The sequence below is a fragment of the Jannaschia sp. L-14R genome (genome assembly GCF_056857695.1).
Window position 1 is genome coordinate 608,602 of the sequence record NZ_JBSXNP010000011.1, and the last position, 14,864, is coordinate 623,465.

Genomic DNA, 14,864 nt, shown 5'->3' on the forward strand with positions numbered 1-14,864 from the left:
GCGTCTTTGGAGGACGAGACATGACCGACAAGACCGACGTCAAGACGCAGGATGAAGGCCGCCGTGGCTTTCTGAAACTGGCCGTCGCCGCGCCCGCCGCCGTTGCCGCCACGACCGTAGCCGGCACCGCGAAGGCCGAAGTCGCGACCGGGCCGCAAAAGGGCCTCGCCGATACCGAACATACCCGCGCCTATTTCGCCAGCGCGCGCTTCTGAGGGGGACGACAGAATGCTTCGTAGAAAAACCACGTCCACGCCAGTTGGTCGCAACGGCGGCATCGGCGTCATAGACCGGGCTACAAAATCTGGCGTCGACCGCCGTGCTTTTCTGCGCGGATCTGGCCTGGCCATTGGCGGTCTTGCCGCAATCGGCGCGACTGGCGGCACCGTCGCCCGCGCCGACATGTCGGAATATCCGGCCCTTGCCGGGGCCGAGAAAATTCGCTCGGTCTGCACGCACTGCGCGGTCGGATGTACCGTTATCGCCGAGGTCGAGAACGGCGTCTGGTTCGGCCAGGAGCCGGGCTATGACAGTCCGTTCAACCTGGGCGGCCACTGCGCCAAAGGGGCCGCAGTCCGCGAAACGGCACATGGCGAGCGCCGCCTGAAGTATCCGATGAAGAAGGTCGGCGGCGTCTGGGAACGCATCAGCTGGGATCAGGCCATCGAGGAGATCGGCGACCAGATAACGTCTATCAAGGAAGAAAGCGGGCCGGATTCAGTCTATTGGCTGGGGTCCGCGAAGCACAACAATGAACAGGCCTATCTGTTCCGCAAATTCGCCGCCTACTGGGGCACCAACAACGTCGATCACCAAGCGCGCATCTGCCACTCGACTACTGTTGCCGGCGTGGCCAACACATGGGGCTATGGCGCCATGACGAACAGCTTCAATGACATCCACAATTCCAAGGCAATCTTTCTTATCGGCGGCAACCCGGCAGAGGCGCACCCCGTGTCGCTTCTGCATCTGCTGAAGGCCAAGGAAGAGAATTCCGCCCCGTTGATCGTCTGCGACCCCCGGTACACTCGCACTGCGGCGCATGCCGACGAATATGTGCGCTTCCGGCCAGGCACAGACGTCGCGCTGGTCTGGGGCATTCTGTATCATATCTTCGATAACGGGTGGGAGGATAAGGAATTCATCCGCACCCGCGTCTGGGGCATGGACCAGATCCGTGAAGAAGTGGCCAGGTGGACCCCGGAAGAAGTCGAGCGCGTGACCGGAGCACCCGGTTCGCAACTTCGCCGGGTTGCGCGTCAGCTCTCGGAAAACCGGCCCGGCACGGTCATCTGGTGCATGGGTGGCACTCAGCACACCAACGGCAACAACAACACGCGGGCCTACTGCATTTTGCAACTTGCACTGGGCAACATAGGAATCTCCGGTGGAGGAACCAACATCTTCCGTGGCCATGACAATGTGCAGGGTGCGACCGATCTGGGTGTTCTGGCGGACACGCTGCCGGGATACTACGGCCTGTCGGACGGCAGCTGGGCGCATTGGGCACGGGTGTGGGAAGAAGACCTGGACTGGCTCAAGTCGAACTTCGACGTCATGGAGGGCAAGGGCGCCGACGGGGCCGACCGCATGATGATGAACGAGACGGGCATCCCTGTATCGCGCTGGATCGACGGCGTTCTGGAAGATGCGGAGAATATCGATCAGCCCAACAATACCCGTGCGATGATATTCTGGGGCCATGCGCCCAACAGCCAGACGCGTATGACGGAAATGAAGACGGCGATGGAGAAGTTGGATCTTCTGGTGGTGATCGACCCCTATCCGACCCTGACGGCCGTGATGAATGATCGCGAAGATGGCGTCTATATCCTGCCCGCTTCGACCCAGTATGAAACACGCGGTTCTGTCACAGCCTCCAACCGCTCCCTGCAGTGGCGCGATCGGATCGTGGAGCCGTTGTTCGAATCTTTGCCCGATCATACAATCATGGCCAAATTCGCCACCAAGCTGGGCTTCGCGGATCGCATCTTCCGCAACATCGCGGTCGAAAACGGAGAGCCGAACATCGAAGACATCACCCGCGAGTTCAATCGCGGCATGTGGACCATCGGCTATACGGGCCAGTCGCCCGAACGTCTCAAGACGCACATGGCCAATCAGCACACGTTCGACAAGACAACGCTGCGCGCCGTGGGCGGACCGGCCGACGGGGATTATTATGGTCTGCCATGGCCATCCTGGGGCACACCCGAGATGAACCACCCCGGCACGGCCAACCTTTACGACATGTCCTTGCCGGTGGCCGAAGGCGGCCTGACCTTCCGCGCCCGGTTCGGCGTTGAACGCGATGGCGAGAACCTTCTGGCAGAGGGGGTTTATTCTGTCGGATCGGAAATCGAGGACGGTTATCCCGAATTCACGATGCAGATGCTGCGCGATCTGGGATGGGACAGCGATCTGACGCAGGACGAGGTCGACTCGATTAACCGGGTGGCAGGCTTCCCCGACGGACGTCCCGAGGCGACGACAGCCCCGGCCGAAGGCGCCACCGACGGGGAGGAAGTCGGCGAGAAAACAATGACCGGCGAAATCGAATCCGACTACCAACAGAAGACCGGTGGTGTGAATTGGAAGACCGATCTCTCGGGCGGCATCCAGCGGGTCGCAATCGCCCGCGGATGCGCGCCCTTCGGTAACGCCAAGGCGCGTGCCGTGGTCTGGACTTTCCCCGACCCGGTGCCCCTGCATCGCGAGCCGCTGTATACGCCGCGCCGCGATCTGGTCGCTGAATACGGCACCTATGAAGACAAGAAGTTCTGGCGTTTGCCGACGCGCTATGCCTCGATCCAGGAAAATGACTTTTCGGAAGAATACCCGCTTATCCTGACATCAGGGCGTCTGGTCGAATATGAAGGCGGGGGCGACGAAAGCCGCTCCAACCGCTGGCTGGCCGAACTGCAGCAGGAAATGTTCGTCGAGATGAATCCGCGCGATGCCAATGATCTGGGTGTTCGCGACGGAGATGACGTCTGGGTCGAAGGCCCTGAAAAGGGCAAGGTTCTGGTAAAGGCCATGGTAACACCGCGCGTCGGAGAAGGTGTGGCCTTCATGCCATTCCACTTCGGCGGCATCTTCGAAGGGCGCGACCTGCGGGACAAATATCCCGAAGGGGCCGATCCCTATGTTCTGGGGGAATCGACCAATATTGCCCAGACCTACGGCTATGACTCGGTGACCCAGATGCAGGAAACCAAGTGCACCCTGTGTAAAATCTACACGGCGTAAGGAGAAAGATCATGGGAAGAGCGAAATTTCTCGTCGACGCCGAGCGCTGCATCGAGTGCAACGCCTGCGTCACCGCCTGCAAGAACGAAAACGACGTTCCATGGGGCATCAACCGCCGCAAGGTGGTCACCATCCAGGACGGTCAGCCGGGCGAACGCTCGATATCGGTCGCCTGTATGCACTGCTCCGATCCGCCCTGCATGGCGGTTTGTCCGACCGACGTGTTTTACCAAACCGATGACGGCATTGTCCTGCACTCCAAGGATCTCTGCATCGGATGCGGCTATTGCTTTTACGCCTGTCCGTTCGGCGCGCCACAATATCCGACCGCCGGCAATTTCGGATCGCGCGGCAAGATGGACAAATGCACGTTCTGTGCCGGTGGACCGGAGGAAGATTTCAGCGAGGCGGAGTTCACCAAATACGGTCGTAACCGTATCGCCGAGGGCAAACTTCCGATCTGCGCCGAAATGTGCTCGACCAAGGCCCTGCTGGCCGGGGATTCGAACGAGGTCAGTTCGATATACCGCGAGCGGATCGTGGCGCGTGGATTCGGTTCGGGTGCCTGGGGTTGGTCCACGGCCTATGGTCCCGAAGTCCGCGACGGCTGAAATCATTCCCGATCTGGCTGGCTCCGGCAAATCGGGGCGGGCCGTCCTGGCTTCTGGGGGAACATCCATGATCCGTGCGTTTCTGTTTCTGATCGCATTCACCCTTCCTGCAATGGCGCAGGAAGGCGTATCCGTGGATGTGATTCCACCGGGGGGCAACGCTCCGGACGTTCAGTCGCTTGACCGTTCGGCGACCGGCGGCGCGCCGACGCTGGCCGACATCATGGCCCGACAGCAGGCGCAACGAGAGGGTCAGGATCAGCCTGTCCTCAACGATGCCTCCCGCGCGGCAGACACTGGCGGCATCGGATTGCCGATGACCGATGACCTCGGCACACTGGGTGGTGCATCCGATCCGGAACTCTGGCGCGGCATTCGTTTCAACTCCATCCCGATCACGACACAGCAACGTGGCCCGGCTGCGACCGTATTGATTCAGGATGGTGGTATGACCTGGCTGAAATGGCGCGCGGGGCCGCTGCGAATCTGGGGCGGCATCTTGCTGCTGGTGACCCTGGCACTCCTGGCGCTGTTCTTCGTGATCCGGGGTCGCATCCGGATCGACGGCCCCAAAACCGGGCGCACCCTTTTGCGATTCAAGACCTATGAACGCTTCGGCCACTGGCTGACCGCAGGCAGTTTCATTGCCCTGGCGATCACTGGACTGTTGGTACTGTTCGGGCGGATCGCATTTATTCCGCTGTTTGGGGCCGAAGGCTGGGCGCCGGTCGCCATCGCCTCCAAATGGGTCCACAACAACATCAGCTGGGCCTTCATGATCGGTCTTGTGATGATCTTCTTCATGTGGGTCCTCCAGAATATTCCAAACAAGGACGACCTGATATGGCTGGCGCGCGGCGGCGGCATTTTCGGCAAGGGCCATGTGCCTGCACGCAAGTTCAACGCAGGCCAGAAAATCATTTTCTGGATCGTTATACTTGGCGGCGCATCGCTTTCGGTTTCCGGCCTGTCGATGTTGTTTCCTTTCGAATTGCCGATGTTCGCCTCGACCTTCGGGCTGCTCAATGACTGGGGTTTGCCGCAACTTGTCGGGCTTGGACCGCTGCCCATCGACCTGACTCCGCAGGAAGAGATGCAGTATTCCCAGATCTGGCATGGCATCGTCGCCTTCGGGATGACCGCCGTGATCTTCGCGCATATCTATCTTGGCTCTGTCGGGATGGAAGGGGCCTACGACGCCATGGGTAAGGGCGAGGTCGAGGAGCAATGGGCGGTTGAACACCATTCGATCTGGGCAGAAAAAATCATGGCCGAGCGGGACAGACCCGGCAACGCACCAGCGGAGTAGAGACGATGAAAACCATGTTCGCCGCATTCGCCAGCGCTCTGCTGATCGCCGTGATCGCACAGGTTGCCTATGATAACGCTGGTTTTTCTTCAGCCGAGCGACAGGCCGCTTCCTCCGTCAGACTGAATTGATCCGCCGGCGCGATAGGCGGATTGCTACCGATCGAACGCGCCTGATCACAAGCTGATCAAACTTCGTGCCGCACAATTGAGTCGCCTAAAGGCTCCATCTCCGGTCTGATGAGCGATATATTCCGGAGGTTATTGTTATGTTGAAGATAAGGACGACGCGCCGATTCCTGTTCAGCTCAGTTCCCGCCGCCTTTGCGGCCATGGCACTGGGAGGTCGGGCGATTGCCAGGGATGGCGACGCCTTTCACTTCGAAGTCACGCGGACTGACGAGGAATGGCGCGCGATGCTGACTGAAACCGAATACACGATCATGCGCCTTGGCGGGACCGAAGCCCCGAAATCGGACCCGCTCTGGGACAGTGAGGAGGACGGAACCTACACCTGCAAGGGCTGCGATCTTCCGTTATACGAAGGACGGTTCAAGGTCGTGATCGACAAGGGCTGGCTGTTTTATCGCCATTCCTATCCGAATTCGGTTCTGACCGGGATCGACAAGTCGGTCTATTCCCAGTTCGCCCAAAGAGACGGTGATAAAGACGCGCCAATGTTACCGACCGAGGTCGATATTTCACAGTTTTCCGATGAGGAACGAGATCTCCTTGACCCGCTGCTGTCGCTGGAAGTGCATTGCCGACGCTGTGCCTCGCATCTTGGTCACATTCTGTACGTCGAGAACAAGTTGGTGCATTGCATCAATGGCACTTCACTGAACTTCTCGCCCGAAGCGGCCTGACGGATACGCTGAAATGCTCCGAAGCTCTGATTGCGCGGGCATTATATAGCGGACGCTCGTTCGGCAATCGGTCCAACAGGCCGGGTGTTCTCGATGTGCTGAAACTGGTCGGGCTGAGAGGATTCGAACCTCCGACCCCCTGCTCCCGAAGCAGGTGCGCTACCAGGCTGCGCCACAGCCCGACCGTGCGCGGGGCATATCGGCCCCACCCGTTGGTGGCAAGCGTTATTGCAGCCGCGCACCGCTGCCCGACATGCGTTTCAGTGCCGCTGCGGCATCCTGTGACAGACCGCGAATCTGCTCTCCGATAACTGCGAATCCGCGACCGGCATCCCCCGCCCGCGCCGCTTCGACCGACGCATTGATCGAGATGAAATAGATCTGGCGACTGATCGAGGTCACTTCCTTGGCCGCGATGGTCGAGAGCATTTTTGCCCGCTCCTGCCGTGCCAGAACCTCGTTCAGAAAATCAGCCCTCAGCGCGTCCAGCGTCGACTCGACATGATCGGTGAACGCACCGCACAGATACTCGACATCCAGAAAATTCGTCGCTTCCAGGCCAGCGGGGTCGGGCAGTGCTGCGGCGACCCGATCCAGCAGATTCGCCATGTCATCGAACTTTGATCGCGTGTCGGGGGTCAACTTGATGTCTATCGGGTCGAGATACCTGTGTTGTGCTGCCCGCAGCGCAGAGGCGGCCTCCTGCACCGCGCGAATCAGGTCCGCGCCAGCCGCCTTGGCAGATATGGAATGCCGCAACAGGCCGGGGATCAACGGATACAGGTGTTTTTCGACCCGGACGATGGGATCATTTTGCCAGGTTTCCTTTTGCCGCATGATTGCATCCCACTTGCTTTCACTGTGCGATAGCAGCGCGGCATTAAAGATGCGTTAAGTCTCGTCTTGCGGTACAGCACGATCCTTGGCCGACAGCAGGGGCGAAATGCGCGGTGTCGTTCCCGTCTCGGCGCGGGACCTTGTGCGCAGGACAGGCGCATTTCGCGATCGCCCCCGTCCTTCGCGCAGCACGATATAAAGACCCGACGCGATGATGATGCCCGCACCGACCGCCGTACCCTGGTCGATAGTCTCGTCGAAGAACACCCATCCGTAAAGCGCGGCCCAGAGGATCTGGCTGTATTGCATCGGCGCGACCAGAACCGCATCGGCCCTGCGGTATGCCTGGATCAACGCGAGCGATGCCAGAAATGCGAGGGCAGCCATCATCGCCCACAGCCCCAGATCGCCCAGCGGCATCGGACGATAGACGAAGGGCAGCAACATCCCCATCACCGCAAAATTCGCCACCATCGGATAAAGCAGCAGTACCGCCGAGCGTTCGTCGCGCCCGATCTTGCGCACGATCACCGAAGCCAGCGCACCGGTGAAAGCCGCCGTCAGCGCCGCCGCGTGACCCAGCCCGAGGTTCAGGTCACTGGGTCGCAGAACCACCATGACCCCGATCAGACCGGCCACGACGGCGGCTCCACGATGCAGACCGACCTTTTCGCCCAGAACGGGAATTGCCAGAATTGTGATCAAAAGCGGCGAAGCGAAGATGATGGCATAGACCTGAGCCAGCGGCAGGACCGAGAAGGCGTAGAACGCACAGAATCCGGTGATCACCGCCGAGACCGTTCGCAGCGCGGTCCACCAGGGGTGGCGCGGGATCAGCGTGCCGTTTTCGTTGTCCCGCAGCAGCATGAAGATCACCAGCGGGAAGCTGAGCAGGACGCTGAAGAACACGATCTGGAACACAGCATAACCGCTGCCCAGCATTTTGACCGCGATATCATGCGTCGAAAACAAACCGAAGGCCGCCAGCGACAGAAGAATACCGGGAAGGGGGGAGGACTTGTCGGGCAAGGTCACGCTCCGGAGTTTATATGAGGCCGCGGCACCCTCCTCCCGAAGGAGTGACGCGGATGGTCAAATCAGGCGGCGTCAAGCGCTGCCAGGATTGCATCGCCCATTTCGGTCGTACTGATCGGGGTGCCACCGTCCGGGCCCATCAGGTCCGCCGTGCGTGCGCCATCGGCCAGCACTTTTTCGACCGCGCCTTCCAGCAGGTCGGCATATGCCCCCTCGTCGAAGGAATAGCGCAGGGCCATCGCAAAGCTCAGGATGCAGGCGATCGGGTTGGCCTTGCCTTGTCCGGTGATGTCGGGGGCCGATCCGTGAACCGGCTCATACATCGCCTTGGGACGACCGTTTGCCATCGGCAGGCCGAGGCTGGCGGACGGCAACATGCCCAGGCTCCCGGTCAGCATCGCGGCGCAATCCGACAGCACGTCGCCGAACAGGTTGTCGGTCACGATGACGTCAAACTGCTTGGGTGCGCGGACCAGCTGCATCGCGCCGTTATCGGCATACATGTGTGACAGCTCCACGTCCGGGTATTCGGCATCGTGGATTTCCTGCACCACATCGCGCCACAGGATACCGCTCTCCATCACGTTGGCTTTTTCCATCGAACAGACCTTGTTCGACCGCTTGCGCGCCAGTTCGAACGCCGAGCGGGCCACGCGGGCGATCTCCGATTCAGTATACCGCTGCGTATTGATGCCGACCCGCTCGTTGCCTTCCTTGTGGATGCCGCGCGGTTCGCCGAAATACACGCCGGAGGTCAGCTCGCGGACGATCATGATGTCCAGACCGGCGACGATATCCTTCTTCAACGACGAGAAATCGGCCAGCGCATCGAAACACTGTGCAGGGCGCAGATTGGAAAACAGATCCATTTCCTTGCGCAGGCGCAGCAAGCCACGTTCTGGCTTCACGCTGAAATCGAGGTTGTCGTAGGCCGGACCACCGACAGCGCCCAGCAGGACGGCATCAACCTTCTGCGCGAGGGCCATTGTCTCGTCGGTCAGCGGCGTGCCGTGCTTGTCATAGGCCGCGCCGCCCACAAGGTCTTCGGACACGTCGAAGGTAAGGCCCTTGTTCGCACCGAACCAGTCGATCACGCGGCGGACTTCGGTCATGACTTCGGGACCGATACCGTCGCCCGGCAGGATCAGGAGGGAGGGGTTCGCCATGTGTCTGGGGCCTTTCGTTATCCGGTTGACCGTGGCGTAATCCCTGACCCGGCAAGCGTCAAGGAACCGCCACATCGACCCAGACCAGCCGCGCGGGGCCGGCGGTTTCCGTAATGGCGCGCAAAGGATCGCCCGGCTCGGGCCAGAGGACACCCGCACCGACCACGCTCAGCGCGCGGGGCGGCAGGACGTAATCGACGCGCATCTCACCCGGACCGTCCCAGCGTACAGTCGCCGATGATCCGTCCGGAGCGGTTGGCCGGGCATCCTGCAGTGCGGTCAGGTTCAGCAGATCGAACAGGGCCTCCCGGACACCTTCCCCCCGCTCCGGGTCCTGATTGGCACGGCCCATGACCAACGGAAGGTCGGCATCCCGTGCAAGTTCCGAAACCAGCGCCAGCTCGTCACGATTGCGCAGCCCGTTCCGATCTTCCGGACCATCGAATACCGGGGTGCCCGCCGAAAGGGTGATCAGCGTGATCTCGGTCGCGCCCAGCATCACCGGCACGACCCATTGCGCCGTTGTGGCCAGTGGAACAATCTGACGCGCTTCCGGCGGCAGAAGCTGCGCGGCTTCAGATCTGTCCGACCAGCGCATATCGCTCAGGTCACGTGTCCTGCCCAGCGGATAGCGCGACAACACAACCAGCCCGCTGTCGCCGGTGAACCAGCCGTACCCCAGCGCATCTCGCGCCTCGTGCGTAGTGCCGTCGCCGTCCAGATCGACGCCGGACGGGATGCCGGAATTCGGACGCAGCGACAGTCGATATGGATAGCTCTGACCCAGATCGGCCAGCCGCTCGGCCAATGCATCCAGCCCAAGGCTACCCTGGTCCCAATCGACGTCCATCAACAGGATCACATCAGCCTGACCGGCGGCGATGACAGCCAGCGCGGCCTCGGACTGTTCGTTCCTGGCGGCCCGAAGGTCGCGCAGCATCACACCCGGCCCCTTGCGGCCCAGCCCGGTATCGTAAGTTGCAAAGCGGATGATTTCCGCAGATGCGGCACAGGCCGTCAGCCAGACAGACGCTGCGATGGCCGCGCCAATCGACGTCAGGCGGGCATGAAGGCCGGATCGGGGATCGCGCCATCGGTGCCGAAACGGCGACGTTTCTGCGAGATCATCAGCGCAAGTCGACGCATCGCGATGCCACGCAGGAAAAGAGAAGTAGGCAGAAAGGCCCATAGCGACATCACCCAGACCATCATCAGATCGCTGTTCATCATCGAGATCCCGTAGGAGTTTGCGATGAACATCGCGATCGGCGGGGTCAGATATGGCAGCATAAGCCCTAACAGAATGTTAACGGCGCCGTCGCGATTGAGACGCTTGACGACATCGGCTCCGGCGGTCGGGTCGAAGGTCGGCAGATTGATCCAGACGTTGAAGCTGCCCGTCGGAGAGGGCCAGCCTTTGACACGGATCATGATCGCAAAGATCGTCAACCCCACCAGCGACGTCAGATAGGCAAGACCGGCGGCTGCGCGGACGCTGTGCGCCTCGGACAATGTCGTTCCTTCAGGCAACAACCACAAAATAAGACGGATCGGCGATAGCGGGAAATCCATTGACTGCCCCAGCAGAACGCCCACAGCCATGACCAACCGCGACAGAAGCGAAGCGTCCTGCTTGCCCGACAGCGCAATGGCAATCAGCGTCAGCGTGACGAACAGCGTGATGAAGCGCACGCGGTTGAACGGTGGCGCGCCGCGAAACTCGACCAGACCGGGGTAGGTGGAACCGTATTCCACGATCACGAAAAGGGCGGCAAACAAAGCGATCAGAACCGTCGCATCGCTGATCTGGGAATTCATCTCGGGCAGCATCAGCGATGGGGTCAAGACCATCGACACCATGAGTAGCGCACGGATGCACGCACCGGGAAGCTGCGAAATCACTGCCTGTTCATCCTTGCCGGATGGTCCCTTATGATTTGGGACCTTGTTTGCTCTGCCCTCGTTGGGGCGACTGCCTCATTCTTGCCACCAACGTGCCTTGTTTAACTTCGCCTCGCAACCGGCTGAGACAGAACGTAAAGCCTTGGGCGAATTTGTGTGCCCAGAAAGCCGCAAAACTTCCGGATTTATAGATAAATTTTACATTTTCAGATAGTTAAAGCATGGTGTTAATGTGCTTGACGTCAGACCCAGGGACGCTCTTGGGAAACACGAGATTCGTAAGCGTCGATAGACGACGCCTTCTCCATCGTCAGGCCAATGTCATCCAACCCGTTGAGCAGGCAATGCTTCTTGTGACTATCGACCTCGAACGGATAGGCCGTGCCGTCCGAGCCGGTAACCGTCTGCACGTCGAGGTCGATGGTGATGCGCGCGTTTTCGCCGTTGCGGGCATCGTTCATCAGGGCATCCACCTGATCCTGTGGCAGCACGATTGGCAGGATGCCGTTCTTGAAGCAGTTGTTATAGAAGATATCGGCAAAGCTGGGTGCGATCACGGCGCGAATCCCGAAATCCAGCAGGGCCCATGGCGCATGTTCGCGTGACGATCCGCATCCGAAATTTTCGCCCGCCACAAGGATCTCGGCATTGCGATAGGCGGGTTTGTTCAGCACGAAATCCGGCAGCTCCGCCCCGTCGTCGCCATAACGCATCTCGTCGAACAGGTTCACGCCCAGACCGGATCGCTTGATCGTCTTCAGGAACTGCTTGGGGATGATCATGTCTGTGTCGACGTTGATCAGCGGCAGGGGGGCCGCGACTCCGGTGATGGTCTCGAACTTGTCCATGATGTCCTCCGGGGGAATTGCCCGGACGGTCTACGCCTCGGGCACGGCGAAGGTCAACGCGGCCCAGTGGGTCAGCCAGCCGGCGTCACCCTCGTTGGCGGGTTCCAGTTCTTCGATCTGGACCGAGTCGATCAGATACCTGCGGCCAGGCACCATCGGCAGCGTTGCGCGTCCCTGATCATCGGCTTTGTGTCTCGTGACGATGACCTGGCCTGCGGCATCGCGCTCGAACATCTCGAACTGCGCCTCGGCGATGGGGACACCGTCTAAAAAAACCTGGACCGGCAACCCCCCCGACAGATCGTCGGTATAGGGATTCAGACCGGCCACGATTTCGGTTTTCAGACCGTTCAGCCGATCTTCGCCAGACCCATCCCCGACCGCGATCAGCGCCTTGGCATAACGACGGTAGTTTTCCCTGAAGGTGTCCTGCGACAACCCACGGTCGATATGAGCCTGCTGGGCAAAGGCGAAATCTTTATGATCGGTGAACTTCACCCATTTTTCCCATTCCGTATAGGTGACGCTCTGATCCGTCGTCTCGTGCAGGATCGCAAGCAAACCATCCGGCAGGCCCGCGACGTTGAACGCCGGATTATTGCCGATGCGTGTCGGCACCTCGACCTCCTTGCCGTTCACAACCATGTCGAACCGCGCCGACTGGGCCGGAATATAGCTGAGCGCGGATCCAACCATGTTCTCCCCGTTGCGGAAACTGGCGGTGACCGCTTCACCGCTGGCGACGGTAAAGTCTTCCGCATCGATCCAGAATTCGTGCGCTTGTAGCGGTGCGGCGAACATGCTCAGTGCGATAACGACTATTTTTGAAAGGGTGGGCATGATCATTCTCCTGCAAGTTTCGATTAGGGTGGCTTTGGTGACGTTGCTGTCAATGGCTTTCCCACTCACGGTCGCGGCGCACGAGGTGCAGCCTGCCGTTGCCGATATCGAAATCGGCACCGAGGGTGTGACGATCACGCTGCGCACATCGGTCGAACCCTTGATCGTCGGCGTGAACCTGTCCGAAGTCGCAGATACCGACGAGTCGCCCCTTGCCGATCAGAACGATGCACTGCGCGCGCTTGCCCCCTCCGAACTGGCCTCTGCACTTGATGCTGCATGGCCGGAGATCGCCATGGATATAACCCTCCAGTCCGGCGGGGTCGATCTTCCGCTGACGCTGACGTCGGTTGATATTCCGTCCGTCGGCGACACCCGGATCCGCCGGGACAGCACGCTGATCCTGACGGCCGATCTGCCTGTGGGCAAGGACCCGGTGGTGTTCGGCTGGGACGCAAAGCTGGGCGGGTTGATTATCCGTCAGGTCGCTACGGGCAGCGAAGATGCCTATGAAACCTATCTGACCAACGGTGCCCTGTCTGACCCGATGCCGCGCACCGGCGTGGCGCAGCAATCGCTGGGCGATGTGATCGACCGATATATCGTATCCGGATTCGATCACATCATCCCCAAGGGCATGGACCACATGTTGTTCGTGCTGGGCCTGTTCTTCTATGCGCTCGCCTGGCGCCCGTTGCTCTGGCAGGTCACTGCTTTCACGGCGGCCCATACCGTAACGCTGGCACTGGCATCGCTCGGCATTGTATCCGTTCCCGCCAGCATCGTTGAGCCGTTGATCGCCGCGTCGATCATCTGGGTCGCCATCGAGAACGTCTGGAAAGGCGGCACTCGCGATATCGGATGGCCCCGGATCGCAGTGGTCTTCGGTTTCGGCCTGTTGCACGGGTTGGGGTTCGCCAGTGTCCTGTCTCAATTCGGCCTCGGGAACCAATTTGTCGCTTCGCTGATCTCGTTCAATGTCGGCGTGGAAATCGGGCAACTGACGGTAATCGCCGTTGCGTTCCTGCTGTTGGGTCTGCCCTTCGGGTCCAGACCGTTCTATCGTCGCGCCATCGCCATTCCCGGTTCGCTTATCATTGCGACGATCGCCGCCTACTGGTTTTTGAACCGGGTCGGCGTTCTGGGCGACCTTCCCTACCTAACCTAACAGATCCAGCAGTGCCCGTTCGCTCTGTCGAAGGGCTGGCGGGTGATCGGGTACCGTCACGTCGCGCCAGTTTTCCGCCAGGGCGATTACCTCGGGATGGATGTAGGAGTTGCGCGCGATGGTCGGCGTGTTGTGCAAGGCCTCGGCGGCGGCTTCGGACATCGCCTTGATGGTTACGCCTTCGCCCGCGCGCATCGCCGCTTCCATCGCTGCAACCGATCCGTTCCAGGTGCGGAACGTCTTGGCGGTGGCGTGGTCCAGTCCTGTCGCCTCGCTCAGCCAGTCGTTGACCTGTTCCGCATGCACAGTGCGGCGCTTTCCGTTGTCTATCCATTCGAAGACCGGCGCTCCGGGCAGATCGGCCAGATCGTGCAGGGCGTGCGCAAGTGTCCGATCCGAAATCTGCCGCCGTACACGCTTGCCGCCCTTGGCACGCCAATCCAGTTTTACACCATTATTGTCGACCTTGAGATTTCGGCACCGCAGGGTGGTTGCGCCTTCGGTGCCGTTTTCCGAACGATAGGCCTCGGTTCCCACGCGAATTGAAACGCGGTCAATCAGGCGCAGGACGGCGGCGATTGCGAAATCACGCTCTCCCGCCTCTCCACTAAGCCCGCGGGCAATTGTTCTGCGCAGCGAGGGAAGGGCCGCACCGAAATCGCCCAGTCCGTCGAACTTTTGCAGAGCCCGCCATTTGGACCAATCAGCGTGGTAACGATATTGCTTGCGGGTCCGCGCATCGTATCCCGTGGCCTGAAGATGGCCCCGCTTGCGTGGACTGATCCAGACATCCGCATAGGCCGGGGGAATAGCCAGCGCCGAAATGCGCGTCCGTTCCGCCTCGTCGTCGATGGTTGTGCCGTCCGGCGCGCGATACGACCAGCCACGACCAGCCTTGCGGCGGGTGATGCCGGGACGGTCGTCGGGGTAATAGATCAGATCCGGCGCGCTCATGCAGGGGTAACGCCCAAGCTGGCCGTGTCGGTTCCCCGCCGTCGTGTTGCGACCCCCATTGCACAGACCGTCATCCCATG

At 60.6% G+C, this 14,864-nt stretch carries 15 protein-coding genes and 1 tRNA gene; 7 read left to right on the forward strand and 9 right to left on the reverse strand.

What is annotated here, in order from left to right:
* Positions 1-20 precede the first annotated feature (20 nt).
* The 6 genes from AC13C2_RS15760 to AC13C2_RS15785 all read left to right on the forward strand — a co-directional run bounded on the left by AC13C2_RS15760 (position 21) and on the right by AC13C2_RS15785 (position 6,034).
* Positions 21-215 carry a hypothetical protein gene (locus AC13C2_RS15760; protein ID WP_092759543.1) on the forward strand — a complete coding sequence of 65 codons (195 nt, stop codon included), beginning with the start codon at positions 21-23 and terminating at the stop codon, positions 213-215.
* A gap of 13 nt (positions 216-228) precedes the next feature.
* Entirely contained in the window at positions 229-3,249 is a 3,021-nt protein-coding gene (locus AC13C2_RS15765; protein ID WP_482887397.1) for a formate dehydrogenase subunit alpha, read from the forward strand.
* A gap of 11 nt (positions 3,250-3,260) precedes the next feature.
* Positions 3,261-3,860, forward strand: a complete 600-nt coding sequence (fdh3B, locus tag AC13C2_RS15770) for a formate dehydrogenase FDH3 subunit beta (RefSeq protein ID WP_092759539.1) — start codon at positions 3,261-3,263, stop codon at positions 3,858-3,860.
* 67 nt (positions 3,861-3,927) lie between these two features.
* Positions 3,928-5,169, forward strand: coding sequence for a formate dehydrogenase subunit gamma (locus tag AC13C2_RS15775; RefSeq protein WP_482887398.1), 1,242 nt, complete (start codon positions 3,928-3,930; stop codon positions 5,167-5,169).
* 5 nt (positions 5,170-5,174) lie between these two features.
* Positions 5,175-5,300, forward strand: coding sequence for a hypothetical protein (locus AC13C2_RS15780; RefSeq protein WP_281243199.1), 126 nt, complete (start codon positions 5,175-5,177; stop codon positions 5,298-5,300).
* 137 nt (positions 5,301-5,437) lie between these two features.
* Positions 5,438-6,034 carry a peptide-methionine (R)-S-oxide reductase gene (locus tag AC13C2_RS15785; RefSeq protein ID WP_339640550.1) on the forward strand — a complete coding sequence of 199 codons (597 nt, stop codon included), beginning with the start codon at positions 5,438-5,440 and terminating at the stop codon, positions 6,032-6,034.
* A 105-nt stretch (positions 6,035-6,139) separates the two neighbouring features.
* Here the strand turns inward: AC13C2_RS15785 and AC13C2_RS15790 are convergent.
* From AC13C2_RS15790 to AC13C2_RS15825, 8 genes are all read right to left on the reverse strand, one after another.
* A tRNA-Pro gene (locus tag AC13C2_RS15790) sits at positions 6,140-6,216 on the reverse strand.
* Between the two features lie 43 nt (positions 6,217-6,259).
* Positions 6,260-6,871: a methyl-accepting chemotaxis protein gene (locus tag AC13C2_RS15795; RefSeq protein ID WP_482887399.1), complete on the reverse strand. Its 612-nt coding sequence runs from the start codon at positions 6,869-6,871 to the stop codon at positions 6,260-6,262.
* 54 nt (positions 6,872-6,925) lie between these two features.
* Positions 6,926-7,900: a DMT family transporter gene (locus AC13C2_RS15800; protein ID WP_423787114.1), complete on the reverse strand. Its 975-nt coding sequence runs from the start codon at positions 7,898-7,900 to the stop codon at positions 6,926-6,928.
* 68 nt (positions 7,901-7,968) lie between these two features.
* Entirely contained in the window at positions 7,969-9,072 is a 1,104-nt protein-coding gene (leuB, locus tag AC13C2_RS15805; RefSeq protein WP_482887400.1) for a 3-isopropylmalate dehydrogenase, read from the reverse strand.
* 58 nt (positions 9,073-9,130) lie between these two features.
* Positions 9,131-10,012: an endonuclease/exonuclease/phosphatase family protein gene (locus AC13C2_RS15810; protein ID WP_482887401.1), complete on the reverse strand. Its 882-nt coding sequence runs from the start codon at positions 10,010-10,012 to the stop codon at positions 9,131-9,133.
* Between the two features lie 116 nt (positions 10,013-10,128).
* The gene (locus tag AC13C2_RS15815) at positions 10,129-10,974 is read right to left on the reverse strand and encodes a hypothetical protein (RefSeq protein ID WP_092759528.1); all 846 of its coding nucleotides are present in this window, start codon (positions 10,972-10,974) and stop codon (positions 10,129-10,131) included.
* Positions 10,975-11,216: 242 nt separating this feature from the next.
* Positions 11,217-11,822 carry a 3-isopropylmalate dehydratase small subunit gene (gene leuD / locus AC13C2_RS15820; protein WP_424337543.1) on the reverse strand — a complete coding sequence of 202 codons (606 nt, stop codon included), beginning with the start codon at positions 11,820-11,822 and terminating at the stop codon, positions 11,217-11,219.
* A 30-nt stretch (positions 11,823-11,852) separates the two neighbouring features.
* Complete coding sequence (locus AC13C2_RS15825; protein ID WP_482887402.1) at positions 11,853-12,662, reverse strand: DUF4198 domain-containing protein; 810 nt, start codon at positions 12,660-12,662, stop codon at positions 11,853-11,855.
* Here AC13C2_RS15825 and AC13C2_RS15830 point away from each other — a divergent pair.
* On the forward strand, positions 12,661-13,830 hold the full coding sequence (locus AC13C2_RS15830) for a HupE/UreJ family protein (protein ID WP_482887403.1): 1,170 nt from the start codon (positions 12,661-12,663) through the stop codon (positions 13,828-13,830). The two genes, AC13C2_RS15825 and AC13C2_RS15830, sit on opposite strands and share 2 nt — an antisense overlap.
* Here the strand turns inward: AC13C2_RS15830 and AC13C2_RS15835 are convergent.
* Positions 13,822-14,784 (reverse strand): DNA topoisomerase IB, encoded by a 963-nt coding sequence (locus AC13C2_RS15835; protein ID WP_482887404.1) that lies wholly within the window; start codon positions 14,782-14,784, stop codon positions 13,822-13,824. The two genes, AC13C2_RS15830 and AC13C2_RS15835, sit on opposite strands and share 9 nt — an antisense overlap.
* Positions 14,785-14,864: the final 80 nt, after the last annotated feature.

What these genes read in the sequence shown, in the direction of transcription:
- AC13C2_RS15760 (WP_092759543.1), top strand. Translation starts at nt 21, where the DNA reads ATGACCGACAAGACCGACGTCAAGACGCAGGATGAAGGCCGCCGTGGC.
- AC13C2_RS15765 (WP_482887397.1), top strand. Translation starts at nt 229, where the DNA reads ATGCTTCGTAGAAAAACCACGTCCACGCCAGTTGGTCGCAACGGCGGC.
- fdh3B (WP_092759539.1), top strand. Translation starts at nt 3,261, where the DNA reads ATGGGAAGAGCGAAATTTCTCGTCGACGCCGAGCGCTGCATCGAGTGC.
- AC13C2_RS15775 (WP_482887398.1), top strand. Translation starts at nt 3,928, where the DNA reads ATGATCCGTGCGTTTCTGTTTCTGATCGCATTCACCCTTCCTGCAATG.
- AC13C2_RS15780 (WP_281243199.1), top strand. Translation starts at nt 5,175, where the DNA reads ATGAAAACCATGTTCGCCGCATTCGCCAGCGCTCTGCTGATCGCCGTG.
- AC13C2_RS15785 (WP_339640550.1), top strand. Translation starts at nt 5,438, where the DNA reads ATGTTGAAGATAAGGACGACGCGCCGATTCCTGTTCAGCTCAGTTCCC.
- AC13C2_RS15795 (WP_482887399.1), bottom strand. Translation starts at nt 6,871, where the DNA reads ATGCGGCAAAAGGAAACCTGGCAAAATGATCCCATCGTCCGGGTCGAA.
- leuB (WP_482887400.1), bottom strand. Translation starts at nt 9,072, where the DNA reads ATGGCGAACCCCTCCCTCCTGATCCTGCCGGGCGACGGTATCGGTCCC.
- AC13C2_RS15810 (WP_482887401.1), bottom strand. Translation starts at nt 10,012, where the DNA reads ATGCTGCGCGACCTTCGGGCCGCCAGGAACGAACAGTCCGAGGCCGCG.
- leuD (WP_424337543.1), bottom strand. Translation starts at nt 11,822, where the DNA reads ATGGACAAGTTCGAGACCATCACCGGAGTCGCGGCCCCCCTGCCGCTG.
- AC13C2_RS15830 (WP_482887403.1), top strand. Translation starts at nt 12,661, where the DNA reads ATGATCATTCTCCTGCAAGTTTCGATTAGGGTGGCTTTGGTGACGTTG.
- AC13C2_RS15825 (WP_482887402.1), bottom strand. Translation starts at nt 12,662, where the DNA reads ATGCCCACCCTTTCAAAAATAGTCGTTATCGCACTGAGCATGTTCGCC.
- AC13C2_RS15835 (WP_482887404.1), bottom strand. Translation starts at nt 14,784, where the DNA reads ATGAGCGCGCCGGATCTGATCTATTACCCCGACGACCGTCCCGGCATC.